We start from the raw sequence: 23127 nt of genomic DNA, 5'->3' as shown, positions 1-23127 counted from the left end.
CACTCATCAGGACTCCTTCAGCCAGCCGGCGAGTTCGCTGGCCCAGTACGTCAGCACCATGTTGGCGCCGGCCCGCCTGATGCCCAGGACGGATTCGGTGATCGCGGCGCGCCGGTCGATCCAGCCGTTGGCCGCCGCCGCCTCGATCATCGCGTACTCGCCCGAGATCTGGTAGGCCGCGACCGGCACGGGGCTCATGGCGGCGACGTCGGCCAGGATGTCGAGGTAGCTCATGGCGGGTTTCACCATGACCATGTCCGCGCCCTCGGCGAGGTCCAGTTCCACCTCGAGGATGGCTTCGCGGCGGTTGGCGGACTCCATCTGGTAGGTGCGCCGGTCCCCCTTCAGCTGCGAGTCGACGGCTTCGCGGAAGGGGCCGTAGAACGCCGAGGCGTATTTGGCGGCGTAGGCCACGACCGCGGTGTTGGCGTGGCCCGCTTCCTCCAGGGCCTGCCGGATGACCGCCACCTGGCCGTCCATCATCCCGGAGGGGCCGAGGACGTGGGCTCCGGCCTCCGCCTGCGCCACCGCCATCCGGCCGTAGATCTCCAGGGTGGCGTCGTTGTCCACGTACCCGTGGGCATCGAGGACACCGCAGTGGCCGTGGTCCGTGAATTCGTCCAGGCAGACATCGCTCATGACCACGAGCTCGTCGCCGACCTCGGCCCGGACGTCCCGGATGGCCTTGTTCAGCACGCCGTCCGGGTCCAGCGAGGCCGTGCCCCGGGCGTCCCGTTGCGCGGGGACCCCGAACAGCATGATGCCGCCGACACCCAGCCGCACGGCCTCGGCGGCGGCGCGCTTGAGCGAATCCGTGGTGTGCTGCTGCACGCCGGGCATCGAGGCAATCGGGTTCGGCTCCGCCAGGCCCTCCCGGATGAAGGCCGGCAGGATCAGCTCCGCGGCCGAGAGACGGTGTTCGGCGGTGAGCCGGCGCATTGCCGGGGTGGTGCGGAGGCGGCGGGGACGGTGGGTCGGAAAGCTCATGCTGGGTCCTTTGCGGTGGGCTCTGCGGCGGGCGGCTGCGATGGTGAAGGGGCTGGCAACGCCGCGAGGGACTCCACGACGGCGGCCACCAGGCCCGACGCCGTCGGCTCCTCGGCGACGGAAGCAACGGTGAGCCCGAGCGCTTCCGCCTCCGCCGCCGTCGAACGCCCGATCGCGACGAACCGGCACGCTCCCAGCGGTGCGAGGTCGGCGTGGATGCGGCGGGCTGCGCTGGGCGAGGCGGCGACGACGGCCTGCAGGCTGCCGGCGGCGATTTCGGCTCTGGCTTCGGTGGCGGTGAGCACCGCGGCCGGGCCGGCCGCGGTGCCGGGCGCGCCGGGGACGGGCGGGCAATCGGGCAGGCGGCGGCCGGGATCGGCCGGGTAGTCCACGGTGTGGTAGGCGGTGACGGCCTGGACGAGCGCGCCCCGGGCGGCGAGGCCGCGCCGGAGCCGGGCGTCGGCGATGTCGGCCTGCGGCAGCAGCACAGTGCCCTGGCCCTCCGGCCAGATTTCGAGCAGGCCGGCGCCGGACTGGCGGCCGGTCGGGGCCAGGTCGACGGCGATTCCGCGCGCCTCGAGCACCCGCCGGGTGGCCGGCCCGATCGTTGCCACCTGGACGCTGCCGGGCAACCAGCTGGCCAGCTCCACGCCGCGCTCGGCTGCCTTGGCCTCGAGTGCCTGGACGGCGGTCACGCTGCTGACCACGAGCCAGTTGTAGGCGCCGGCGCCGAGGGCATCGAAGGTGACGTCGAAGGAATGCTGGTCGCGGGCGAGCTCGAAGTCGATCAGCGGCAGCAGCAGCGGATCCGCGCCGACCCGGCGCAGGGCCGTAACGAGTTCCCCGGCCCGGTCCGGGCTGCGGGCAACCAGCACCCGGGCTCCGTCGGGCACGCTCATGCCGTGTGGCCCGTCCGCACCGTTGCGGTCGCTGTACCCTCCCATGAACCGTTGATCCCGCGGTTCAGGACGCGCTGAGGTCCGCGATGTCGGCGGCTCCCCGGGCGAGCAGGACCTCCGCCAGCTCGATCCCCAGCAGCGTTGCCCCGACTTCGGTGAGACCGTCGGTGGCAAGCTTGTCCCGCATGGTGGCCGTGCCGTCGACCGCACAGACGACGGCTTCGAGGTGCAGCATGCTGCCCTTGCGGTAGGCGTAGGCGCCCACCGGCGCGGCGCATCCGGCCTCCAGCCGGGCCAGCAAGGCGCGTTCTGCCGTGACGGCGAGCCGGGTGTCCGGATCGTCGAGGGCGGCGAGGGCCTGCGCCAGCACACCTTGGGAGCCTTCGGTCGATCCCGCCTTGCGGGGGGCGTCGGCGGTGCGGCATTCGATCGCCAGCGACCCTTGCCCGGCGGCCGGCAGCATGATGCCGGTCTCGAGGTATTCGCTGATGGCGTCCAGCCGGCCGATCCGGTGCAGCCCGGCGGCGGCGAGGACGACGGCGTCGAGATCGCAGGACTTGCCGTCCACGACCGTGTCGGTGCTGTTGCCCGGCAGCCCGGGGACCCGGCCCAGCCGGGTGTCCACGTTGCCGCGGATGTCCCGGATGACCAGGTCCGGACGCGCGGCGCGCAGCTGGGCGCCCCGCCGCGGCGAGCCGGTGCCGACGGTGGCCCCGGCGGGCAGATCGGCGAGCTTGAGGCCGTCGCGGGCGCAGAGCACGTCCCGGACATCGGCGCGTTTCGGCGTCGCCGCAAGGCTCAACCCGAGGGCGGGACCGGTAGGCAGGTCCTTGAGCGAATGCACGGCGACATCGCATCTGTCCTGCAGCAGGGCCTCGCGCAGCGCGGCGACGAAGACGCCGGTGCCGCCCAGCTGGGACAGCGAGCCGGGGAGCACATCGCCCTCGGTCTTGATGTGGACGAGTTCCACCGGGAACCCGCCGACGGCGGAAAGCTGGTCCGCGGTCTGCTGCGTCTGGGTGAGGGCGAGCCTGCTGGCGCGGGTGCCGATCCGGACGGTCACGGGGTCCCCCGACCTGCCGCCAGGGCGGAAGTGCCGGCGGCGGATGCTGCCGGGTAGGGATCGTGGCCGGTCCCGACGGTGGTGTCGGCTTCGGCGATGGCAGGCTTCCCCTCGCGGAAGTTGGCGCAGCAGCCGGGCCGGCACACGTCGTACCAGGGGCCGAGCGTGGTCAGGTGCGGCCGGTCGGCGATGTTGTTCGCGGCAGTCCGCTCACAGATCAGGTCCACGAGCCCGCCGACGAAAGTCCGGTGCGTTCCGGGGGTGGGGACGCGGGTGGCGGCAAGCCCGAGCCTGGCGCAGGTCTCCAGCGCCTCGGTGTCGAGGTCCCAGATGACTTCCATGTGGTCGCTGACGAAGCCCAGCGGCACGATCACGACGCCCTTGACTCCCTTGCCCGCGAGCTCCTCGATGGCGTCGTTGATGTCCGGTTCCAGCCACGGCACGTGCGGTGCGCCGGAGCGGGACTGGTAGACGAGCGACCACGGGGCGGTCAGGCCGGACCCGGTTTCCACCCGGCGGATGATCTCGGCGCCGGAGGCCAGGTGCTGGGCGGCGTAGGCGGAGTCCTCCGCGAAGTGGCGGGGCTCCTCAGCGGAGCGTCCGGCGGCTTCGGCATCGCGGGTCGGGATGGAATGCGTTGCGAACAGGATGTGCACCGGGCCGTCCGGGGTGCCGGCCGCCGCCAGCCGGGCACGGACGTCGGCGAGGCCGGCCGCGGTGCCCTCGATGAACGGCTCCACGAAACCCGGGTGGTCGAAGTACTGCCGCACCTTGTCCACCTCGAGTTTCCCGTCGAGGCCGGTCTCGGTCAGCGCCATGCCGATGTCCTCGCGGTACTGGCGGCAGCTGGAATAGCAGGAGTAGGCACTCGTGGTGAGCATCAGGACCTTGCGGTGCCCGGCGTCGTAGATGTCCTGAAGCGTCTGCGGGATGTACGGGTCCCAGTTGCGGTTGCCCCAGAACACCGGCAGTTCGATGCCGCGGGAGGCGAGTTCGGCCTCGATGCCGGCCTTCAGCTCGCGGTTCTGCTGGTTGATCGGGCTGATGCCGCCGTTCGCGCGGTAGTGGTGCGAGACGGCTTCGAGCCGCTCGTCCGGGATGCCGCGGCCGCGGGTGACGTTGCGGAGGAACGGAAGAACGTCGTCCTGGCCTTCGGGGCCGCCGAAGGAGGCGAGGAGCACGGCGTCGTAGTCCTTGGGGGCCATCCGGCCGGTCTCGGTGACCGGGTTGACGGCGGTCACCTGGGGAGCGGATCCCTGGGGATCGAGTGGGCTCATGCAAGGACCTCGGCGATTTCGGCGGCGGTGACGCGGCGGCCGGTGTAGAAGGGGATTTCCTCGCGGACGTGGTGGCGGGCCTCGGTGGCGCGGAGGTGTCGCATCAGGTCCACGAGGTCCACGAGTTCGGGGGCTTCCAGGCCGAGAATCCATTCCCAGTCGCCCAGGGCGAAGGAGGAGACGGTGTTGGAGATGACCTGGGGGAACTCGCGGCCCAGCATGCCGTGGTCGCGGAGCATGGCGCCGCGCTCGGCGTCGGGCAGCAGGTACCACTCGTACGAGCGGACGAAGGGGTAGACGCAGAGCCATTCTGCCGGTGCCACGCCGCGGGAGTAGGCGGGCGTGTGGTTCTTGGCGAACTCGGCCTCGCGGTGCACGCCCATCGCGGACCAGGTGATCTCGGTGCCCGCGAAGAGCTTGCTGCGCCGGATATCCCGGACCGCCCGCTGCAGGGCCTCCGGCTGGGGCCCGTGCAGCCACACCATGATGTCCGCGTCCGCCCGCATGGCGGAAACGTCGTAGCTGCCGCGGTGTACCACTCCTGCATCGGCCAGCCGGGCCGTCAGTGCCTCGAACTCCTCGGCAGCATCGCCGCTGCGCAGGACGTCGGCGGAGCGCTTGAAGACCGTCCAGAGCGTGAAGAACTGCTCGGTGGATTCTTCGGTTGCTGATTCGGTGACTGATCCGGTTTTAGTGACAGATTCGGCAGAAGTGTGGCTCATGGATACCAGTCTGCCTCTTCCCTTCAGCGAAGTCGAAACCGAGAACTTCTACAACGCGTAGAAGTGCTGGATTTCACACTTTGGGGTCCGGGCGCCGTGGTCCAGGCGCCGACGTCCCCGGCTGCGTTTCGCTCAGACCTTGCGCAGTCTGGTGAGGACGACGCCGGCGATCACGGACAGCCCGACGAGGCCTATTCCCCAGCCGAGCAGCGGGGAGGTGCCGGATTCTTCGGCGGAGGTGGCCTTCAGCGAGGTGCTGCCGGAGCGGCCGTTGGTCCCGGACTGAACCGCCGTCCGCGCCGGCCCGGGCTCCGACGTCGGGACTAAGTCGGAGCCGGCCGGTGTCGGCGTTCCGGCTGTTCCGGGCGGGGCGGTCGTCCCGGGAGCCGGATCCCCGGCGGCGTTCCGGCCGGCGGGAGACGGTTCCCGGCCTGGCGCCGCACCGCTGCCGGGCTGGACAGCGGCGGTGCCGTCCGCGGCAGTGCCCTCCGCGGCCGGGGCGGCAGGCTGCGGTGCGGGCGGCTGGCCTTCGGACGGCGGGGCGTCCTGGGGAGCCTCCGGCGGTGCGCTGCCGGACTGCGTCGGGGACGGTTCCGCCGTCCGGTCCGGCGCGGCCGCCTCGTCGTCGTCGTCGTCTTCGTCCTGCCCGGGCTGCTGCGAGGGTGCCGGGTTCGTCGGCGTCGGCTCCGGTGATGACGTCGGCTGTTCGGACGAGGTGGGCTGTTGCGACGGCGTCGGTTGCGGCGAACCGAGCACGTTATCGAGCAGCCCGTCGAGACCGACCGACAGCGAACCCCCCGCTGTCGTTGCCGAGGGGGCCAGGACTCCGGTTGCGGCATGTGCGGCAGGAACTCCTGCCGACCCGGCCAGCACCGCACCGAGCGCGACAGCTGCCAGGCCGCGGCGGAGTCCCCGATGGCGGCCGGCCTGCGTCCGCGCTCGGGGCCTGGAATCGTTGGACCTGTGAATAACCATGGTCATCGACCCTAACCGGGATCAGGTCCGGGGGGAATTTTGACTGCCGGCCGGTGGGCATGCTCAGCGGCGGCCGGAAGCGGCGATCACGGCAACAGGGTGCGCAGCACTTTCGGCGTGTCGGCGACGATCGCGGCGAGCCCGTTGCCGGACAGCCAGCCGCCCACGACGGCGAGGGTGCCGTCTGCAGCGCAGATCTCCTGGACGTCGGCGACGCGGCGCTTGTGCCCGAGGGACGCGAACGGCAGGGCCCCGGACCAGCGCACCACGTCCCAGGCCAGGACTGCGCCGGGCCGGACCGGAACGGCGAGCAGGGCCGAGGCATCCTGCAAGGCGGTGTCGAACAGTTCGGCGTCGGTCCGGGGGTCCGTGGCGGATCCGTCGGCGGGCCGCGTCCCGCGCCCGTAGGACAGACGGAGGACATGGGTGCCGGGGGCGGTCTGGCCGGCAAGCCAGCGCCACTTCGCGGTGGCATGGGTGAGGGCCTTGGCCGCGATGCCCGGACTCTGCGGCGCCACCAGGATCCCGGTGCCGCGCGGGGCGGAGTCGAGTTCCGGCTGGTCCACCACGAGGGTGACCAGGCTGACGTCCGGTCCGGCGGCGGGGCGGCGGCTCGCCAGCTCCGGCAGAGCCCCGGAAAGCAGCCCGACGGCGGCCGGACCTTCGACCGCGACGACCAGCAGCCCGGCGTCGTAGGCGAGGTCCCCGGACCGGACCCGCCAGCCCGCGGCAGTTCGCTCGATGGTATCGGCCCGGGTGCTGGGTAGCAGCGTCACGCCGCGTTCCCGGAGATCGGCCACGAGCGCGGAAATAAGCGTGTGCATTCCGCCCCGGAGACCCGCCACGGCCGAGCCTGCTTTCTGCAGGGCGGGTTTGGCCGCACCGGCCCCGGCGCTGCTGTTGCCGGGCTCCGCACCGGGGGTTCCCCGGCGCTGGGCGGCGACAGCGGCGGCGAGGGACCCGTGTTGCCTGATTCCGGCGCGCAGTCCCGGCGCCACCATATCCACGTCGAGCACGGCCGGGTCGGCCGAGTGCACCCCGCCGACGACCGGCGCCACGAGACGCTCCAGGACACGCCGCCCCATCCGGGCGCGGACCAGCGCCGAGACGCTCGTGTCCCCGCTGCCGGTGCCGAGCGAGGCCGGAAGGAGGGCATCGAGCGAGGCGCGGAGCGAGCCCAGCATGCCGAGGGAACGCCGGACTTCGGGATCCCAGGGGTTGGCCGGGATGCCGAGCACACCGGTTCGGGGCAGTTCGCGGGGACCGTCGGGGAGCTGGACCCAGGCGCCCCCGGGGTCCGGCGCCACGATCTCGGCCGCGAGACCCAGCTCGGCGGCGAGGTCCGCCACAGCCGAGGAGCGGGTGGCGAAGGATTCGGCGCCGCTGTCCAGGGTCAGGCCGCCGACGACATGGCTGCCGACGCAGCCGCCCCATTCCTTGGAAGCCTCCAGCACGGTGGTGCTGACACCGGCGCAGGCCAGCTCGCGGGCGGCCAGCAGGCCGGAGATCCCCCCGCCCACCACGACGGCAGTGAGGCCGCGGCCGCGCTCAGCTGCGCCCATGCCGCTACGCCGGGGAAATCGAGTGAATCAGTTCGACGACGCGCGTCAGCACCGTCGGATCCGTTTCCGGCGGGACCCCGTGACCGAGGTTCAGCACATGCCCGGGAGCCGACGCGCCGGCGGCAATGACCTCCCGGACGTGGGCTTCCAGGACCTCCCAGGGTGCGGACAGCAGGGCCGGGTCGATGTTGCCCTGCAGCGGCACCGTTCCGCCCAGGCGGCGGTTCGCCTCGTCGAGCGGCAGCCGGTAGTCCACGCCCACGACGTCGACGCCGACGTCGCGCATGGCCACGAGCAGTTCCGAGGTGCCGGTGCCGAAGTGGATCAGCGGGGCGCCGAGGTGCCGGACATGGTCCAGGGCACGCGACGACGCCGGGGCCACGAAGCGCTCGTAGTCCGCCAACCCCAGCGAACCGGCCCAGGAATCGAAGAGCTGGGCGGCCGAAGCGCCCGCCTCCAGCTGGGCCCGCAGGAACATTCCGGACGCGTCGGCCGCCCAGTTGGCCAGCGCGGTCCAGGTCCCGGGGTCCGCGTGCATCATGGTGCGCGGGCCGAGGTGGTCGCGGGACGGTTTGCCTTCGACCATGTAGGCCGCGAGCGTGAACGGGGCACCGGCGAAGCCGATCAGCGGGGTGCTGCCCAGTTCGGCCACCGTAAGCCGGACGGCTTCGCGGATGGGCTCGAGGGCTTCCCAGGTCAGCTGCGGCAAGGCGGCGACGTCCGCGGCGGTGCGCACCGGCTTGTCCAGCACGGGTCCCACGCCGGGAACAATGTCCACTCCGACGCCGGCCAGCTTGAGCGGGATCACGATGTCCGAGAAGAAGATGGCCGCATCAACATCGTGGCGTCGCACCGGCTGCAGGGTGATCTCGGAGGCAAGCTCGGGGCGCAGGCAGGAGTCCAGCATGGCCACGCCTTCGCGGACCTTGAGGTATTCGGGCAGCGAGCGCCCCGCCTGCCGCATGAACCAGACCGGACGACGGGATGGCGTGCCGCCGCGGTAGGCGGTGATGAGCGGGGAATCCGCGGTGCGGCCGTCCATCAGCGGGTGATCGGCAGGGAGACCGGGGCGGCCATCTGCTTCTGATCCAATGGACGAACCGGCGGTTGAGGAGTGGAGGTGCGACGTGCTCATCCGGGACGTGCCGTCTGTGGCCGCAGGGCTGGGAGTCATGACTTCGATTGTGCCCAAAATCGGCTTCAAAAGATAATGACAACCTGTCACAGCGGCGATTGCGGGTGCTCCCGTGGCGGGAATCACAGGGCAGCGTGCGCGGTTCCGCGGCGCATTGTTGTTCGGCGCGGTGACGTCAAAGCTATGATTGTTCTGCTGTGGTTCTTTTCTCACTGGTGGCGACTCACGCCGACATCGACCTCGAGACCGTTGCTCAACTGAGCACCGGCGCTTCAGAGCTCGCCACATCCGCCCTTGCCGGATCGCCGGCCGTGGCGGGTGCCATTGTCCTTGCCACCTGCAACCGCTTCGAAATCTACGGCGAGGCGCCGCGTCCCGACGATGTCGAGGCCGCCCGCGCCGCCCTCATCTCCCAGATCAGCGGCTCCACCGGGCTCAACGAACATCTCGTCTCGCGATCCTTCAGCACCCGGACCGGCTCCGACGTCAGCCGGCACCTGTTCTCGGTCAGCTCCGGTCTGGACTCCGCCGTCGTCGGTGAACGCGAAATCGCGGGCCAGGTCCGCCGGGCCCTGATCACCGCCCAGCACGAAGGCACGGCCAGCTCCGGCCTTGTCCGGCTGTTCCAGGCCGCGTCCAAGACCGCCAAGGACGTCGGCGCGCAGACTGCCCTCGGCTCCCGGGGCCTCTCAATCGTCTCCGTGGCCCTGGACCTCGCCACTGAACTCTCCGAGGACCCGGACTGGTCCAGCAAGAAGGCCGTGGTCTTCGGCACCGGAGCCTATGCCGGGGCCACCATGTCGCTGCTGCGCGAACGCGGCTGCACGGACGTCTCCGTCTACTCCTCCTCAGGCCGCGCGGCCGGCTTCGTCGCCACCCGCGGGGGCACGGCCCTGGACGAGGCGAGCCTCCCGGCCGCCGTCGCGGCCGCCGATGTCATGATCGGCTGCAGCGGATCCGACACCCGGGTCGAGGCCTCGGACCTGGCCCGGGTCCGGTCCGGCTCGCCGCAGCCGCTGATCGCCATCGACCTCGCCCTCACGCACGACTTCGATCCCGCCGTCGGCGAGCTCGCCGGCGTGGAGCTCCTCACCCTTGAGTCCGTGCGCCTTGCCGCCCCGCAGGAACAGTCAGAGTCGCTGGAGCAGGCGGGCAGCATTGTCGCGGGGGCCGCCAGTGCCTTTGAACAGGATCGTGAAGCCCGATCCGTGGACTCGGCGATTGTCGCGCTGCGCCGGCACACCATGAATGTCCTGGACACGGAAATGGAAAAAGTCCGGGCCCGGCACGGCTGCACCGCCGCGGCCGAAGAAGTCGAGTTTGCCTTGCGCCGCATGGTCAAGCAGCTGCTCCATGTGCCGACGGTCCGCGCCCGCGAACTCGCCGCCAACGGCCAGCAGGATGACTACGTCGCAGCCCTCGAGGCGCTGTACGGCATTACGGTCGAACAGCCGGCCGCCCGGGCCACAGAAGCCGCCTGCCCGGTCGACCACGACGGCCTGGCCGGACCGATGCCAACGGCAGACAAGCGGGAAACGGCGTAACTTCCGTCTGACGCGACATCCGCTGGCGGCCCGGCCCAAGCCCCGTCCCCCGGCGTTGATGCCGGCCGGCTTTGCCGGCAACCTCGGCCGCACGTTCAGCCGGCCGGAAATGTTCAGTACACCGGCTTTTCGGGTTCCACATCCCGCACCCAGGCCAGGATTCCGCCGTCGAGGTGGCTCACCCGTTCGTAGCCGGCGGCGCGTGCCGCGGCGAGGACGGCGGCGGAGCGGGTTCCGCCCTTGCAGTGGAACACGATGTCCACGTCCTGCGGCAGCTCCCCCCAGGCTTCCCCGGCCAGGATCCGGCCCTGCGGGATCAGCACGGCGCCGTCGATCCGGACGATCTCGTGCTCCCCGGTCTCGCGTACATCCACGAGTTGGAAGTCCTTGAGCCCGGCCTCGCGGGAGGCCAGCATGGTGGCGAGCTGCGTGGCGGTGATGGTGTGTTCGGCACCCGCCCCGGCGGAGGGAGTGATGCCGCAGAACGCCTCATAGTCGGTGAGTTCCGTGACGCGTTCCGCCTCCGGGTCCCGGGATACCTTGATTTCGCGCCAGCTTCCGCCGAGGGCATCAAAGAGCGCCACGCGTCCCAGCAGGGAGCGCCCGACGCCGGTGATCAACTTGACCGCTTCTGTCACCATCAGCGAGCCGACGGACGCGCAGAGCATGCCGAACACCCCGCCCTCCCCGCAGGACGGGACGGAACCGGCCGGCGGCGCCTCCGGGTACAGGTCCCGGTACGTCGGTCCGTGCTTCTCCCAGAAGACGCTGACCTGCCCGTCGAAGCGGAAGATCGAGCCCCAGACGTAGGGCTTGCCGAGGATGGCCGCCGCGTCGTTGACCAGGTAACGGGTGGCGAAGTTGTCGGCGCCATCGAGGATCAGGTCGTAGCCGGCGAACAGCTCCAGGGCGTTGGAAGCGTCAAGCCGGACGTTGTGCAGCCGGACGTCGACGAGCGGGTTCAGCGCCGCGATGGCGTCGCGCGCGGACTCGATCTTGGGCCGGCCGACGTCCGCGACGCCGTGGATCACCTGCCGCTGGAGGTTGCTCAGGTCCACGTCGTCGTCGTCGACGATGCCCAGGGTGCCCACTCCGGCGGCGGCGAGGTACAACAGCGCCGGCGAGCCGAGGCCGCCGGCGCCGATCACCAGTACTTTGGCGTTCTTCAGCCGGCGCTGGCCGAGCGACCCGATCTCGGGAATGATCAGGTGCCGGGAGTAGCGTTCCACTTCGTCCGGACTCAGGCCTTCGGCCGGCTCCACGAGCGGGCCAGGCACTGGATCAAGCAGCCGGATCCAGCAGCAGTTCCGGGCTTGCGGGTGCGGCATTTGCGGTGATCTTGGAGGCCATAGTTCAATCTATGCCCGAAGATGCCGTCAGGTCATATTACCCGCGCGTAAAGTAGACCTAAAAGCGAAGGAAAGAAGGCCGACAGTGGTTCATCAGGCACCGGTTGAGCATGGCCCCGCCGGCAGGGCGGCGTCCGGGCAGCCCCGGAGCGGCGGACCGCGGTCGGCGCGTCTCCCCCGCGACGAACGCCGGGCGCAGTTGCTGGCCGCCGCCCAGGAGGTCTTTGTTGCCAACGGCTACCACGGTGCCGCCATGGACGAAATCGCAGAAACCGCGCGGGTGAGCAAACCGGTGCTTTACCAGCACTTTCCGTCCAAGCGTGAGTTGTACCTGGCGCTGCTGGACAGCCACCTGAGCAAGCTCATCGAGCTGCTGCTGGGTGCGTTGAACTCCACCACCGACAACGACGAGCGGGTCCAGGCCGTCATGCGCGCCTATTTCCGGTTCATTGCCAACGATGACCAGGCCCATCGTCTCGTCTTTGAATCCGACCTGATCAACGATCCGGACGTGAGCGCCCGGCTGGAGTCGTTCAACAAGACTTTCGCCGACGCCGTCGCGCGTGTCATCGCCGAGGACACGAAGCTGCCGGAGCTCGAAGCCCAGCTGCTGGGCCGCGGACTCGCCGGGATGGCGCAGGTCAGTGCCCGGTACTGGCTGGAAACTGACGGGAATCTGGACCTCGATGTCGCCAGCGACCTGATCTATCGTTTAGCTTGGCGCGGAATCTCCCGATTTCCCAAGGAGTCCTAGACTACAAATAGAGAACACGTTTTAGAACTTTGATTGGCTGGGAGGCCTTGCTGTGGAAGTAAAGATCGGCATTCAGAACATCGGCCGCGAAATTGTCCTGGAGTCGACGCAGGATGCGGACGCCCTGGCCACCGTCGTCGCGGATTCCATCTCGAAGGGCACCGAGCTCCGCCTCACCGATGAGAAGGGGCCGCCAGATCATCATCCCCGCCAACGTCCTCGGCTACGTCGAGATCGGCGCCGAAGAGGTACGCCGCGTCGGTTTCGGCGCCCTCTAGCCACCCGGCAACGCCGCTCCAACAACAGCCGCCCCTGCGGCCGCCGTTCCCGGAACTGCCGCCCCACGAGAAGTAGGAGTTCGAAAATTCTGTCCTTGATTGTGGTTGCGATGGTGACCGTGGCCGCCGGCTTCGTGGTCTGGGCCAACGACAAGCGGCACGCCAAGTACGGCATCAGCGTGCCGGCGGGTGTTGCGGTCGCCGTGGGGATGCTGAGCTGGATCATTTTCACGGCGGCGGGACTGGGCTACCAGCCCGGCCTGACCTGGATACCGTGGGTCCTGCCCATGGTGATCGGCACGGCGGCCGCCGTCGCCGTGGCGCTGTACCTGGGCCGTCGCCGCACACAGCACGACACGGCCCGCCTCACCGCCATCCTGCGCCTCTAAGGCGCTCCGCGCCGGCCCTCCCGGCGGGCGGACCCAGCCGGCCGGCCCGGCAGGCCAAATCGGCGGGCCGTTCGGGCTAGCCCCATCTAGGCGGGCCATCCAGGCGGGCCGTTCAGTCCTCGTTCAGGCTTCCGGCAGCTCCGGTCGGGGGCCTGCTTCGGTGCAGAGGCACAGCCTGTTTCCCTGCGCATCCGTGACCACCACCCAAGCGGGTGCGTGGTCACGGTTCATTAACGCCCCGGCGGCCGCCGTTTTGTCCAGCACCGGCCCCGATTCGGCCTTGCTGCGATAGATATCGAGATGGAGGCGGTTGGGGTTGGGCGTGGATGTCTCCTGGAACCAGAGGGTCGGGCCGCGTCCGTACGGGTCACGGAGGTCCCCGGTGCTTCCCCTGCGGTACCCCAGGGCCAGCCGCCAGAGCTCGGAAATAGCCGCCGGGTCCTCGGAATCAATGGCCACCTCCACGGTGCGGTACAGCCCCGGCTCCGCGGCGGCACCCAGCGCGGCGGCCGCCGCGCTGGCCGCCGCCGCGGCCTCGACGTCCTTGCGGGTGACCTGGCCGCCGGCGTCGTGGGAGCTGTACCGAAGAAAGACCCGGTTGTAGCGCCAGTCCAGGTCCGGGTGGTGGTTCTGCTCTTCGGCCTGGCGCCCCAGGCCGGCAATCAGCTCGAGCGCCGCGGCCGACGTCGGCGCCTTGTAGACCGTGACCAGTCCGCCCAGGCGGTACCGGAAGTCGGGAAGGCCGGCAAGGGCGGCGTCGACCTGGCTCTGGTTGAGGACTTTGTCCGTGGCTCCCATGACGACTCCTTTGCTGGCCGGACCTGACGGCCCGGCCCCTGTGCGGGACCTACAGGAATTCGGCCCGGCCTTCCATGGCCGAGGATGCGAGCGCGTGCTCGCGGCGCGGGATCCTGCCGGCCTTTTTCGCCAGCCTACCGGCGATGACAGCATGCTTGAAGGCCTCTCCCATCTGCGCCGGATTCTGTGCCCGGGTCACCGCGGTGGCGAGCAGCACGGCATCGCAGCCGAGCTCCATGGCCAGCGCCGCGTCAGAGGCGGTGCCGATGCCGGCGTCCAGGACCACCGGCACGGAAGCCCGCGAGACGATGAGCTCGATGTTGTGCGGGTTGAGGATCCCCAGCCCGGTGCCGATGGGTGAGCCCAGCGGCATCACGGCCGTGGCGCCAAGATTCTCCAGGCGCAGGGCCAGCACCGGGTCATCGTTGCTGTACGCGAACACCTTGAAGCCGCGTCCCACGAGCTGCTCGGTGGCGTCCACGAGTTCCACGGCATCCGGCAGCAGGGTGTGCTCGTCGGCGATGACTTCGAGCTTCACCCAGTCCGTCTCAAGGGCCTCGCGGGCCAGTTCGGCGGTCAGCACGGCGTCCCGGGCGGTGAAGCAGCCCGCGGTGTTCGGCAGCACCCGGATGTTGTGGTCCACCAGTAACTGGAACAAGGAACCGGCCTCGGCAGGCGAGTAGCGGCGCATGGCCACGGTGGTCAGCTCCGTGCCGGACGCCACGAGGGCCGCCCCGAGGCCGTCGAGGCTCGGCGCCCCGCCGGTTCCCATGATCAGCCGGGAACCCAGCTGTACGCCGTCGACGGTGAACGCATCCCCGGTGCCCTGCGATGCCCCCGGAGTTGCGGTGCGTGTAGTTGCTGCCATGCTGCTCAACCTCCCTGTACTGCCGTAACCAGTTCGACGTCGTCCCCGGCGGCGAGCGCCGTGCCGTGCCACTGGCTGCGGGGCACCACCCCGGCGTTGCGGGCAACGGCGACGCCGAGTTTCCGGCCGTCCGCTGCCTGCCCGTTCGGGGCCAGCATCCGCCCGGTGATCTGGCTGACCAGGGTGCTGACGGAGGCGCCGTCGGGGACTGTGTGGTCCAGGCCGTTGAGTCTGATCTTCATGGTGTTTCCTTGCTGCGCTCGAGGTGGGGGCTGGGGTACGGGGGTTTCGGGGTCCGGGGGATCGGGGTCCGGGGGCCCGGATTGGAAGCGCCGGCGGAGAATCTGTCCGGCCGGAAGCGGGTCCAGCGAGGGTCCGCCGTGCCGTCCAGCAGCTGCCGGCAGATCCGCGCGGCCACGGGCGTCAGCAGGATGCCGTGCCGGAAGAAGCCGGTAGCGACAAGAACTCCCGCGACGTCCGCCGGGCGGCCGGCGGCCAGGTCTGCAACGCGGCCCAGCAGCGGGGCGTTGTCCGGTGTCGCAGGCCGGGCCCGGGCGGTGGCTTCCAGCAGTTCCAATTCGGCGACGGCGGGCAGCAGCTGCTGGGCGTCCCGCAGCAGCTGATACACGCCCCCGGCGGAGACCGCGCCCGCACCGGACGCGGCCGGCTCCGCGAGGGCATCTTCGCGCTGGGTGGCCCCGATCACCACGGTGCCGTCCTGGCGCGGGACGATGTACACCGGCACGCCGCGGACCAGGCCCCGCACGGTGGAGCCCAGCAGCGGCCGGAGCCGGGCCGGCACCCGGAGCCGGAGAATGTCGCCGTGGACCGGCCGCAGCGGCAGGCGCAGTCCCTGCGGGAGCCCGCCAAGCCCGGCAGCACCCAGGCCGTTGGCCACGATGGTCTCCCCGGCGCGGACCTCCCCTCCGCCCGCCAGGCTGACGCCGGCGACGCGTCCGTCCTGCCAGAGCAGCCCCGCGGCGCGGCGCTGCACGGCATGGCTCCCGCTGTCCGCCCCCAGCAGCGCCGCGATCCTGGCGAGCAGGGCCCGGGGGTCCACCTGGTGGTCGGCCGGAATGTCGAAGGCGCAGGAAATGCCCGGGCTCAGCAGGGGTTCGCGTCCGCGGGCCTCGCGCACGGTGAGGGGCTCCACCGAGAGTCCGCAGGCCTCCTGCACGGTCCGGAGGTCCGCGAGCACCCGGCGGTCGGCGGCATCGGCGCCGACGGCGAGGGTCGGCGTCGTGAGGTAACCCGTCCCACTGGCTGCTCCGGTTCCGGCGGCTGCCCTGTTGCCGCCGCCGTCGGAGGGTTCCGCGGCGACGGGCCGGAGCTGCGCCGCGAAGTCGGGCCACAGCCGGGAGGACTCGAGCATCAGCTCCAGCAGGTCCTCCTCCTGGTAGTGGAGTTCACTCACCGGGGCAAGCATGCCGGCCGCAGCCCAGCTGGCGCCGGTGCCGGGGGCGTCGTCGATCAGGGCCACGGTCCGGCCCGAGCGACGCATCTCCCACGCGATACCGTGCCCGACGACGCCGCCGCCGATCACGGCCACGTCGTAACATTGCCCGGCGGCCGCGTCATGCGGCGCCGCGGCGCGCGCATCTCTCAAGCCGGCTGGAGTGCCCATGGCGGATTCCTTCCCTACGCCGGTACTAACCGGATCAGGTCAAGCGGTCGGCTCTGATGCCCTCTCAGCCCTGCAGTGCCGCACACCAGTTGGCGCATGGTCCTGCAGCGGGCTCCCGCGGTATGGGCCCAGTTTAGAGGAACTAGGCTTGGGGCATGAGCCGCGATGACGTCCACACCACCGCCCGCCTGTACCTGTGCACCGATGCCCGCAGGGGCCGCGGCGACTTTGAGTCCTTCGTGGATGCCGCCTTTGCCGGCGGCGTCGATATCATCCAGCTGCGCGACAAGTCCCTTGAGGCGGCCGAGGAACTCGAGCTGCTCGAGGTCCTGCAGCAGTCCGCCCGCCGGCACGGACGTCTCTGGGCGGTCAACGACCGCGCGGATCTGGCCGCACTGTCCGGCGCGCCCGTGTTCCACGTGGGCCAGAAGGACATCACGCTCGCGGCCGCCAGGAGCTTCCTCGGCAAGGAGGCCGTGATCGGGCTGTCCACGCATGACACGGACCAGGTGGACGCCGCGATCATGGCCTCGCCGGGCCGCAGCGGGCTGGACTACTTCTGCGTGGGCCCCGTCTGGGCCACTCCCACCAAGCCGGGCCGCGCCGCCGTCGGACTGGAGCTGGTGCGGTATGCCGCTGCGGCGATCCGCCGGGCCGAAGCCGCGGACGAGGGAAAGGTCGCGGGGGTAGTGCCGTGGTTCGCGATCGGCGGCATTGACCTGGGGAACGTGGAGCAGGTGGTGGAAGCGGGTGCACATAGGATCGTCGTGGTCCGGGCGATCACCGAGGCTGACGATCCGGCCGCAGCCGCCCGGGCCCTGCTCGCCGCGCTCGACGCCGCGGAGAACTGAGTCCGGTCCGGGCTGTCTGCTCAGCCGGCCAGCCCCAGCTGCGTCATCCGGCGCGAGTGATTGGCCACGAGTTGGGCCGCCAGGTCCCGGACCAATTCCCGGGACCCCTCCTCGTCCTCGCCGATCAGGCCGCCCAGGAACGCGTGCTCGAAGCCGACCCGCCGGGCCTGGGTCAGGACCTCCCCCAGCAGCCGCCTCGCCCACAGCGCCAGCCGGGAAGCCAGCCGCGGGTCCTCGGCAAGGGCCGTCTTGAGCCGGTCCCGCAGCACCGCCGTGGCCTCTTCATCGGCCTGGATCCGTTCCACCAGCCGGCGGGTCGAGGCGTCCACATGACGGGCCACGGCGCGGTAGAAATCCGCGGAGACGGTGTCGATCACGTACGCCTTCATGAGCGATTCAAACCAGTCCGCCGGGCGGGTGCGCTCGTGGAAGTGGTCCACGGAAGGCTGGAAGGGGAGCATGGCCACCTCCGGGTCCAGGCCCATTTCATCAAGCCGGGCGCTGACCAGCTCATAGTGCTGGAATTCGAGCACGGCGATCCTGCCCAGCACGGCGCGGTCGTGCAGGGTGGGCGAATAGCGGGCATCGGAGGACAAGCGTTCGAAGGCCGACAGCTCCCCGTAGGCCATCACGCCGAGCAGATCCCTCAGGAAGCTGTTGTAGCGGGCAGGATCAGCCGGGGATGTGCTCATGATCCAAGACTAATAGCGCATTTCGGGCTAACCTGATTTTCGTGTCCCATCATCGCCTGACCCCCAGCATCCACCGGCAGGAGAACCAGCTTGCCCTGGCGCTGACCGCGCTGCGCACCACGCTGGAACTGCCCGGACCGTTCCCGGAAGACGTCCTGCGGGAAGCCAAGGAGGCCGTGGCCGGGCATGAGCTGCCGGAGCTCGACTTCACCCACATCGACTTCGTGACCATCGATCCGGAGTCCTCCACGGACCTGGACCAGGCCCTCCACATTGCCCGCGCCGGCACGGGCTACAAAGTGCACTACGCCATCGCGGACGTTCCCTCCTTCGTCTCCCCCGGCGGGGTGCTCGACGCTGAGACCCGCCGCCGCGGCCAGACCTTCTACACCCCGGACGGCCGGATCCCGCTGCATCCGGAGGTCATCAGCGAGGAAGCCGGCAGCCTGCTCGCCGGGCAGCTGTGCGCCGCTTTCGTCTGGGAATTCGAGCTCGATGCCGACGCCGAGGTCTCCTCGGTGCTGGTGCGCCGGGCCCGCGTCCGCAGCCGGGCCAAACTCAGCTACCAGGGTGTCCAGGCGGAGCTCGACGCCGGCTCCGCGGCGCCCGTGCTGCAGTTGCTCAAGGAAGTCGGGATCAAGCGGGTGGAGCTGGAGCGGCTCCGCGGCGGCGCCAGCCTGAATATGCCGGAACAGGAGATCGAACAGCTGCCCGACGGCGGCTACCGGATCGTCGCGGCCCCGCCGCTGCCGGTGGAGGACTGGAACGCCCAGATTTCGCTCATGACCGGGATGGCGGCCGCAGGGATCATGCTCGAAGGCAAGGTCGGCATCCTCCGCACCATGCCCGCCCCGGACGAGAACTCGCTGGCCCACTTCCACCGTCAGACCCGCGCCCTGGGCAAGCCCTGGGACGGGGAGATGAGCTACGGCGAATACCTGCGCACCCTGGACCCGACAGACCCGCAGCAGCTGGCGATCGTGCACTCGGCCGGCATGCTGTTCCGCGGCGCCGGCTACACACCCTTCGACGGGAGCGTTCCGGAGGCCGCTGCCCAGTCCGCCATCGGCGCGGCGTATGCCCACGCCACCGCGCCGCTGCGCCGGCTGATTGACCGCTTCGTGCTCGTCATCTGCGAGGCGCTCAGCAATGGCACGGACGTTCCGGACTGGGCGCGCGCGGCCCTGCCCTCGCTGCCCTCGATCATGGGGACCTCGGACCAGCTCGCGGCCAGGCTGGAGCGGCTCTCCCTGGATATCGTGGAGGCGGCGCTGCTGAGCAACCACATCGGTGAGGAATTCGACGCCGTCGTTATCTCCGGTTCCAAACCCGCCAAGAACGGGAACGGGAAGAACGGCAACGGGAAGAACGGGAACGGCAACGGGCCGTCCGGCATGGTCCAGATCGCGGAACCGGCCGTGACCGCCAGGTGCCCCGGCGAGCTGGAGTCGGGCACACAGGTCAGGGTCCGGGTGCTGTCGGCGGACATCGCCAGCGGGGAGATCCGGCTGGAACTCGTGGGCTGACGCTGCCGGTTTATCCGCCCGGCGTTCCGGCCGCGCGGGCCGGGCATGGTGCGCCCAGTCGAGGTTCCGGGCCGCGTACGGCTAGACTGGGAAGGTAGATATGGATGCCCGGTCGTTGATTTCCTTGATTTTCGAATTCAACAAGCCCGCCCCTACGCGATCTTGAGACAGACCCGCTGGTCCCCAGTGCCAGCATTTAGATAGCCCGCGATCGGCTTCCACTGGAATTGCCTGCGCGCCTGAGCGTGCTCCGGAACGGCCTCCGGCCGGCCCCGTTGAGCAAGCAGCGCAGCCCAAAATGAATAAGGAAACTCCCCTAGTGAGTGAATTGCACACGCACCAGCTTCTGATCGACGAATCCGGAACGGAAACGCTCGAGCCTGAAGAAACCATCATCTCGGACGAAATGCCGCACGAGATCGCCGAGAAGACCTTCGCCGATTACAACGTCCGCGCCGACATCGTAGCGTCCCTCGCCGACGCCGGCATCACCCACCCCTTCCCGATCCAGGCGATGACGCTGCCCGTGGCCCTGAGCGGCCACGACATCATCGGCCAGGCCAAGACCGGCACCGGCAAGACCCTCGGCTTCGGCATTCCGGCCCTGCAGCGCGTGATCGGACCCGACGACGAAGGGTTCGACAAGCTGCCCGCCCCCGGTGCACCGCAGGCCCTTGTGATCGTGCCGACACGTGAACTGGCTGTCCAGGTCGCCAACGACCTGCAGAACGCCGCCCGCAGGCGCAATGCCCGGATCACCACGATCTACGGCGGCCGCGCCTACGAGCCGCAGGTCGAGGCGCTCCAGAAGGGGGTCGAGGTCGTCGTCGGCACCCCCGGCCGCCTGATCGACCTCTACAAGCAGAAGCACCTCGTGCTCAAGAACGTCAAGATGGTCATCCTTGATGAGGCCGACGAAATGCTGGACCTCGGCTTCCTGCCCGACGTCGAGACGCTCATCGCCGGCACCCCTGCGGTCCGCCAGACGTTGCTGTTCTCGGCCACCATGCCCGGCCCGGTCGTCGCCATGGCCCGCCGCTACATGACGAAGCCGACGCACATCCGCGCCGCCGACCCGGACGACGAAGGCCTGACCAAGCGCGACATCCGCCAGCTGATCTACCGTGCCCACAGCATGGACAAGATCGAGGTCGTCGCCCGCATCCTGCAGGCCCGGGGCCGCGGCCGCACCATTATCTTCACCAAGACCAAGCGCACCGCGGCGAAAGTTGCCGAGGAGCTGGTGGACCGTGGCTTCGCAGCCGCCGCCATCCACGGTGACCTTGGCCAGGGCGCCCGCGAGCAGGCGCTGCGCGCCTTCCGCAACAACAAGGTGGATGTCCTCGTGGCCACCGACGTCGCCGCCCGCGGCATCGACGTCGACGACGTCACGCACGTGATCAACTACCAGTGCGTCGAGGACGAAAAGATCTACCTGCACCGCGTCGGCCGCACCGGCCGGGCCGGGAACAAGGGCACGGCCGTGACCTTTGTCGACTGGGATGACATGCCGCGCTGGGGACTGATCAACAAGGCCCTCGGCCTCAGCGTCCCGGAGCCGGTGGAGACGTATTCCTCCTCCCCGCACCTCTTTGAGGAACTGGATATCCCCGAAGGCACCAAGGGCCGGCTGCCGCGGAACAAGCGTGTGCTGGCCGGCGTCGACGCCGAGGTCCTTGAGGACCTGGGCGAGACCGGCAAGAAGAACGCCCGCCCCAGCGGCCGCGACGCCGGCCGGGACAGCAGCCGCGACGGTGCCCGCGCGGGCCAAAGCGGCGGCCGTGACGGCAGCCGCGGCAGTAGCAAGGACAGCGGCCGCGACAGCCGGCGCAGCGGCGGAGAATCCGGCGGACGGTCGGGCGAGCGCCGTCGTCGTCCCGCCGAGGCCGAAACCAGCAACCGGCCGGCGGCTGAGGCACCGGCCAAGGCGGCCAGCGTCCCGACCGAGGTCGACCGCGCCACCCGCGCCCGCCGCCGCACGCGCCGCCGCAACGGCGAGGTAGTCGCCGGCGAAGGCCAGCAGGCCAGCGCCCGTCCCAGCAACGCCGAGGCCTAACCCGTACATGACTGACACCGTCTGGGCGCCGGACGGCAGCAACCTGGTGGTACACGCGGACAACGCGGAGTACCTGCCCACGCTGCCGGACGGCGCCTTCACACTCATTTACGTGGACCCGCCCTTCAACACCGGCCGGGTGCAGCGGCGCCAGGAGACCAGGATGGTGCTCAACGCCGGCGGCGAGGGCGACAGGGTGGGCTTCAAGGGCCGGTCCTACGACACGATCAAGGGTGCGCTGCACAGCTACGACGACGCGTTCAGCGACTACTGGACCTTCCTGGAGCCACGGCTGGTCGAGGCCTGGCGGCTGCTCGCGGACGACGGGACCCTGTACCTGCACCTCGACTACCGGGAAGTCCATTACGCCAAGGTCATGCTCGATGCGATCTTCGGCCGCGAGTGCTTCCTGAACGAGATCATCTGGGCCTACGACTACGGTGCCCGGGCCAAGTACCGCTGGCCCACCAAGCACGACAACATCCTCGTGTACGTGAAGAACCCGGCCCGGTACCACTTCGACAGCGCCGAGGTGGACCGGGAACCCTACATGGCTCCGGGCCTCGTGACCCCGGCGAAACGGGAACTCGGCAAGCTGCCCACCGATGTCTGGTGGCACACCATTGTGTCCCCGACCGGCAAGGAGAAGACCGGTTATCCGACGCAGAAGCCCGAGGGCCTGATCCGGCGTGTGGTCGCCGCATCAAGCAGGCCCGGCGACTGGTGCCTCGACTTCTTCGCCGGCTCCGGAACGCTGGGAGCCGTCGCAGCGAAGCTGGAGCGCAGGTTCGTCTGCGTGGACCAGAACCTACCGGCCATTGATGTCATGGCCAATCGCCTCGCGGCCCACGCAGAATTCACCGCCTTCCCGGCCAGCTAGCGCGTCCCGCCAGGCCCCTCACCCCGGCTGGAGGTCAGGCCGCTCCGTCAGCGCACCACGGAGGACCCGGTGCCCAGTTCCTCGATCCGGGCGAAGACCTCCGGCGAGGTCACGTTCTCTCCCAGCAGGTTCGGCTTCCCGGCGCCATGATAATCCGAGGACCCCGTCACGAGCAGGCCGTGCGTTTGCGCAAGCCTGCGCAGGAACTCCCGGCCCTCTTCGGGGTTTATCCCGGTGGTGGATCTCCAGCCCGGCCAGGCCGGCGTCAATCATCTCGTGGTAGGTCCGGTCCCCCACGATGCGTCCGCGGGCGGATGCCACCGGATGGGCGAACACCGGGACGCCCCCGGCGGCACGGACCAGCTCGACGGCGAGTGCGGGATCGGGCGCGTAATGCTGCACGTAATAGCGCGAGCGTGAGGTGAGGATCGAGCTGAAGGCCTCGGACCTGTCCCCGACGACCCCGGCGGCGACGAGCGCGTCGGCGATGTGCGGCCGGCCCAGGGTGGCCCCGGGCGCCACGTGGTGGATGACGTCGTCCCAGGTCAGCGGGTAGTCCTCCGCGAGCAGGCTGACCATCCGCTCGGCCCTCGTGTAGCGCGCATCCTTGGCCTTGGTGATTTCCTCCAACAGCCCGGGATGCTCCGGGTCGTGCAGATAGCTGAGCAGGTGGACGCTGATGCCCTCGGACGTCCGGCAGGAAATTTCCATTCCGGGAACGAGCGCGACCCCGCATTCCGGGGCGGCCCGGGCGGCCTCGGCCCAGCCGTCGGTGGAGTCGTGATCCGTCAGGGCGACCACGTCGATCCCGGCCGCGGCGGCTGACGCCATCACGTCGGCCGGGGCCTGGGTGCCGTCGGAAACATTCGAGTGCGTATGCAGGTCGATCCTCACCCCA

At 70.1% G+C, this 23127-nt stretch carries 21 protein-coding genes, 2 pseudogenes and 1 riboswitch; of the genes and pseudogenes, 8 read left to right on the top strand and 15 right to left on the bottom strand.

Going from position 1 to position 23127, the window contains the following annotated elements:
* Positions 1-6: 6 nt before the first annotated feature.
* The 8 genes from hemB to hemE all read right to left on the bottom strand — a co-directional run bounded on the left by hemB (position 7) and on the right by hemE (position 8659).
* Positions 7-987 carry a porphobilinogen synthase gene (gene hemB, locus QFZ69_RS05080; protein WP_306916061.1) on the bottom strand — a complete coding sequence of 327 codons (981 nt, stop codon included), beginning with the start codon at positions 985-987 and terminating at the stop codon, positions 7-9.
* Entirely contained in the window at positions 984-1931 is a 948-nt protein-coding gene (locus tag QFZ69_RS05075) for a uroporphyrinogen-III synthase (RefSeq protein WP_306916059.1), read from the bottom strand. Before QFZ69_RS05075 ends, hemB begins: the two co-directional genes overlap by 4 nt.
* 19 nt (positions 1932-1950) lie before the next feature.
* Positions 1951-2949 carry a hydroxymethylbilane synthase gene (gene hemC, locus QFZ69_RS05070; RefSeq protein WP_306916058.1) on the bottom strand — a complete coding sequence of 333 codons (999 nt, stop codon included), beginning with the start codon at positions 2947-2949 and terminating at the stop codon, positions 1951-1953.
* A complete protein-coding gene (locus tag QFZ69_RS05065; protein WP_306916057.1) occupies positions 2946-4226 on the bottom strand; it encodes a ferrochelatase in 1281 nt (426 codons plus the stop codon). Before QFZ69_RS05065 ends, hemC begins: the two co-directional genes overlap by 4 nt.
* Positions 4223-4948 carry a hydrogen peroxide-dependent heme synthase gene (hemQ, locus tag QFZ69_RS05060; protein ID WP_306916055.1) on the bottom strand — a complete coding sequence of 242 codons (726 nt, stop codon included), beginning with the start codon at positions 4946-4948 and terminating at the stop codon, positions 4223-4225. Before hemQ ends, QFZ69_RS05065 begins: the two co-directional genes overlap by 4 nt.
* 132 nt (positions 4949-5080) lie before the next feature.
* Positions 5081-5923: a hypothetical protein gene (locus tag QFZ69_RS05055; RefSeq protein WP_306916054.1), complete on the bottom strand. Its 843-nt coding sequence runs from the start codon at positions 5921-5923 to the stop codon at positions 5081-5083.
* Between the two features lie 86 nt (positions 5924-6009).
* Positions 6010-7485 (bottom strand): protoporphyrinogen oxidase, encoded by a 1476-nt coding sequence (hemG, locus tag QFZ69_RS05050; RefSeq protein ID WP_306916052.1) that lies wholly within the window; start codon positions 7483-7485, stop codon positions 6010-6012.
* Positions 7486-7489: 4 nt separating this feature from the next.
* Positions 7490-8659, bottom strand: a complete 1170-nt coding sequence (hemE, locus tag QFZ69_RS05045; RefSeq protein ID WP_306916051.1) for a uroporphyrinogen decarboxylase — start codon at positions 8657-8659, stop codon at positions 7490-7492.
* A gap of 158 nt (positions 8660-8817) precedes the next feature.
* Between hemE and QFZ69_RS05040 the strand changes: the two genes are divergently transcribed.
* Positions 8818-10164, top strand: coding sequence for a glutamyl-tRNA reductase (locus QFZ69_RS05040; RefSeq protein WP_306916049.1), 1347 nt, complete (start codon positions 8818-8820; stop codon positions 10162-10164).
* Positions 10165-10277: 113 nt separating this feature from the next.
* Here QFZ69_RS05040 and moeB read toward each other — a convergent pair whose 3' ends face one another.
* On the bottom strand, positions 10278-11492 hold the full coding sequence (gene moeB / locus QFZ69_RS05035) for a molybdopterin-synthase adenylyltransferase MoeB (RefSeq protein ID WP_306999949.1): 1215 nt from the start codon (positions 11490-11492) through the stop codon (positions 10278-10280).
* Positions 11493-11598: 106 nt separating this feature from the next.
* Here moeB and QFZ69_RS05030 point away from each other — a divergent pair, with 106 nt between their 5' ends.
* From QFZ69_RS05030 to QFZ69_RS05020, 3 genes and pseudogenes are all read left to right on the top strand, one after another.
* Complete coding sequence (locus QFZ69_RS05030; protein WP_306916047.1) at positions 11599-12267, top strand: TetR/AcrR family transcriptional regulator; 669 nt, start codon at positions 11599-11601, stop codon at positions 12265-12267.
* Positions 12268-12319: 52 nt separating this feature from the next.
* A pseudogene (locus QFZ69_RS05025) lies at positions 12320-12545 on the top strand (DUF3107 domain-containing protein).
* An 86-nt stretch (positions 12546-12631) separates the two neighbouring features.
* On the top strand, positions 12632-12934 hold the full coding sequence (locus QFZ69_RS05020) for a hypothetical protein (protein ID WP_306919598.1): 303 nt from the start codon (positions 12632-12634) through the stop codon (positions 12932-12934).
* A gap of 123 nt (positions 12935-13057) precedes the next feature.
* Here the strand turns inward: QFZ69_RS05020 and QFZ69_RS05015 are convergent, their stop codons facing one another.
* The 4 genes from QFZ69_RS05015 to thiO are packed head-to-tail and all read right to left on the bottom strand — an operon-like array spanning position 13058 to position 16224.
* Positions 13058-13732, bottom strand: coding sequence for a 4a-hydroxytetrahydrobiopterin dehydratase (locus tag QFZ69_RS05015; RefSeq protein ID WP_306916044.1), 675 nt, complete (start codon positions 13730-13732; stop codon positions 13058-13060).
* A 49-nt stretch (positions 13733-13781) separates the two neighbouring features.
* Positions 13782-14600, bottom strand: a complete 819-nt coding sequence (locus tag QFZ69_RS05010; RefSeq protein ID WP_306916042.1) for a thiazole synthase — start codon at positions 14598-14600, stop codon at positions 13782-13784.
* Positions 14601-14605: 5 nt separating this feature from the next.
* The gene (gene thiS / locus QFZ69_RS05005) at positions 14606-14842 is read right to left on the bottom strand and encodes a sulfur carrier protein ThiS (protein ID WP_306916040.1); all 237 of its coding nucleotides are present in this window, start codon (positions 14840-14842) and stop codon (positions 14606-14608) included.
* A complete protein-coding gene (thiO, locus tag QFZ69_RS05000) occupies positions 14839-16224 on the bottom strand; it encodes a glycine oxidase ThiO (protein ID WP_306916039.1) in 1386 nt (461 codons plus the stop codon). The genes thiS and thiO overlap by 4 nt, the downstream gene beginning before the upstream one ends.
* 5 nt (positions 16225-16229) lie before the next feature.
* Positions 16230-16348, bottom strand: a riboswitch (TPP riboswitch).
* Between the two features lie 31 nt (positions 16349-16379).
* Between thiO and thiE the strand changes: the two genes are divergently transcribed.
* On the top strand, positions 16380-17075 hold the full coding sequence (gene thiE, locus QFZ69_RS04995) for a thiamine phosphate synthase (RefSeq protein WP_306916037.1): 696 nt from the start codon (positions 16380-16382) through the stop codon (positions 17073-17075).
* A gap of 20 nt (positions 17076-17095) precedes the next feature.
* On the opposite strand, the gene QFZ69_RS04990 is transcribed toward thiE, so the two are convergent.
* Positions 17096-17767: a ferritin-like fold-containing protein gene (locus tag QFZ69_RS04990; RefSeq protein WP_306916036.1), complete on the bottom strand. Its 672-nt coding sequence runs from the start codon at positions 17765-17767 to the stop codon at positions 17096-17098.
* A 41-nt stretch (positions 17768-17808) separates the two neighbouring features.
* Between QFZ69_RS04990 and QFZ69_RS04985 the strand changes: the two genes are divergently transcribed.
* From QFZ69_RS04985 to QFZ69_RS04975, 3 genes are all read left to right on the top strand, one after another.
* Complete coding sequence (locus tag QFZ69_RS04985; protein WP_306916035.1) at positions 17809-19293, top strand: RNB domain-containing ribonuclease; 1485 nt, start codon at positions 17809-17811, stop codon at positions 19291-19293.
* Between the two features lie 319 nt (positions 19294-19612).
* Positions 19613-21349 (top strand): DEAD/DEAH box helicase, encoded by a 1737-nt coding sequence (locus tag QFZ69_RS04980; protein WP_306916034.1) that lies wholly within the window; start codon positions 19613-19615, stop codon positions 21347-21349.
* Between the two features lie 7 nt (positions 21350-21356).
* On the top strand, positions 21357-22229 hold the full coding sequence (locus QFZ69_RS04975) for a site-specific DNA-methyltransferase (protein WP_306916032.1): 873 nt from the start codon (positions 21357-21359) through the stop codon (positions 22227-22229).
* Positions 22230-22276: 47 nt separating this feature from the next.
* On the opposite strand, the pseudogene QFZ69_RS04970 reads toward QFZ69_RS04975, so the two are convergent.
* Positions 22277-23123: pseudogene (locus QFZ69_RS04970) on the bottom strand (PHP domain-containing protein).
* Positions 23124-23127: the final 4 nt, after the last annotated feature.

Source organism: Arthrobacter sp. V1I7, from assembly GCF_030817015.1.
GTDB lineage: Bacteria > Actinomycetota > Actinomycetes > Actinomycetales > Micrococcaceae > Arthrobacter.
Note: the sequence above shows the minus strand (reverse complement) of the source record. Positions and strands in the feature narration are given on the sequence as shown.

What these genes read in the sequence shown, in the direction of transcription:
- hemB (WP_306916061.1), bottom strand. Translation starts at nt 987, where the DNA reads ATGAGCTTTCCGACCCACCGTCCCCGCCGCCTCCGCACCACCCCGGCA.
- QFZ69_RS05075 (WP_306916059.1), bottom strand. Translation starts at nt 1,931, where the DNA reads ATGGGAGGGTACAGCGACCGCAACGGTGCGGACGGGCCACACGGCATG.
- QFZ69_RS05065 (WP_306916057.1), bottom strand. Translation starts at nt 4,226, where the DNA reads ATGAGCCCACTCGATCCCCAGGGATCCGCTCCCCAGGTGACCGCCGTC.
- hemQ (WP_306916055.1), bottom strand. Translation starts at nt 4,948, where the DNA reads ATGAGCCACACTTCTGCCGAATCTGTCACTAAAACCGGATCAGTCACC.
- QFZ69_RS05055 (WP_306916054.1), bottom strand. Translation starts at nt 5,923, where the DNA reads ATGGTTATTCACAGGTCCAACGATTCCAGGCCCCGAGCGCGGACGCAG.
- hemG (WP_306916052.1), bottom strand. Translation starts at nt 7,485, where the DNA reads ATGGGCGCAGCTGAGCGCGGCCGCGGCCTCACTGCCGTCGTGGTGGGC.
- hemE (WP_306916051.1), bottom strand. Translation starts at nt 8,659, where the DNA reads ATGACTCCCAGCCCTGCGGCCACAGACGGCACGTCCCGGATGAGCACG.
- moeB (WP_306999949.1), bottom strand. Translation starts at nt 11,492, where the DNA reads ATGCCGCACCCGCAAGCCCGGAACTGCTGCTGGATCCGGCTGCTTGAT.
- QFZ69_RS05015 (WP_306916044.1), bottom strand. Translation starts at nt 13,732, where the DNA reads ATGGGAGCCACGGACAAAGTCCTCAACCAGAGCCAGGTCGACGCCGCC.
- QFZ69_RS05010 (WP_306916042.1), bottom strand. Translation starts at nt 14,600, where the DNA reads ATGGCAGCAACTACACGCACCGCAACTCCGGGGGCATCGCAGGGCACC.
- thiS (WP_306916040.1), bottom strand. Translation starts at nt 14,842, where the DNA reads ATGAAGATCAGACTCAACGGCCTGGACCACACAGTCCCCGACGGCGCC.
- thiO (WP_306916039.1), bottom strand. Translation starts at nt 16,224, where the DNA reads ATGGGCACTCCAGCCGGCTTGAGAGATGCGCGCGCCGCGGCGCCGCAT.
- thiE (WP_306916037.1), top strand. Translation starts at nt 16,380, where the DNA reads ATGAGCCGCGATGACGTCCACACCACCGCCCGCCTGTACCTGTGCACC.
- QFZ69_RS04990 (WP_306916036.1), bottom strand. Translation starts at nt 17,767, where the DNA reads ATGAGCACATCCCCGGCTGATCCTGCCCGCTACAACAGCTTCCTGAGG.
- QFZ69_RS04975 (WP_306916032.1), top strand. Translation starts at nt 21,357, where the DNA reads ATGACTGACACCGTCTGGGCGCCGGACGGCAGCAACCTGGTGGTACAC.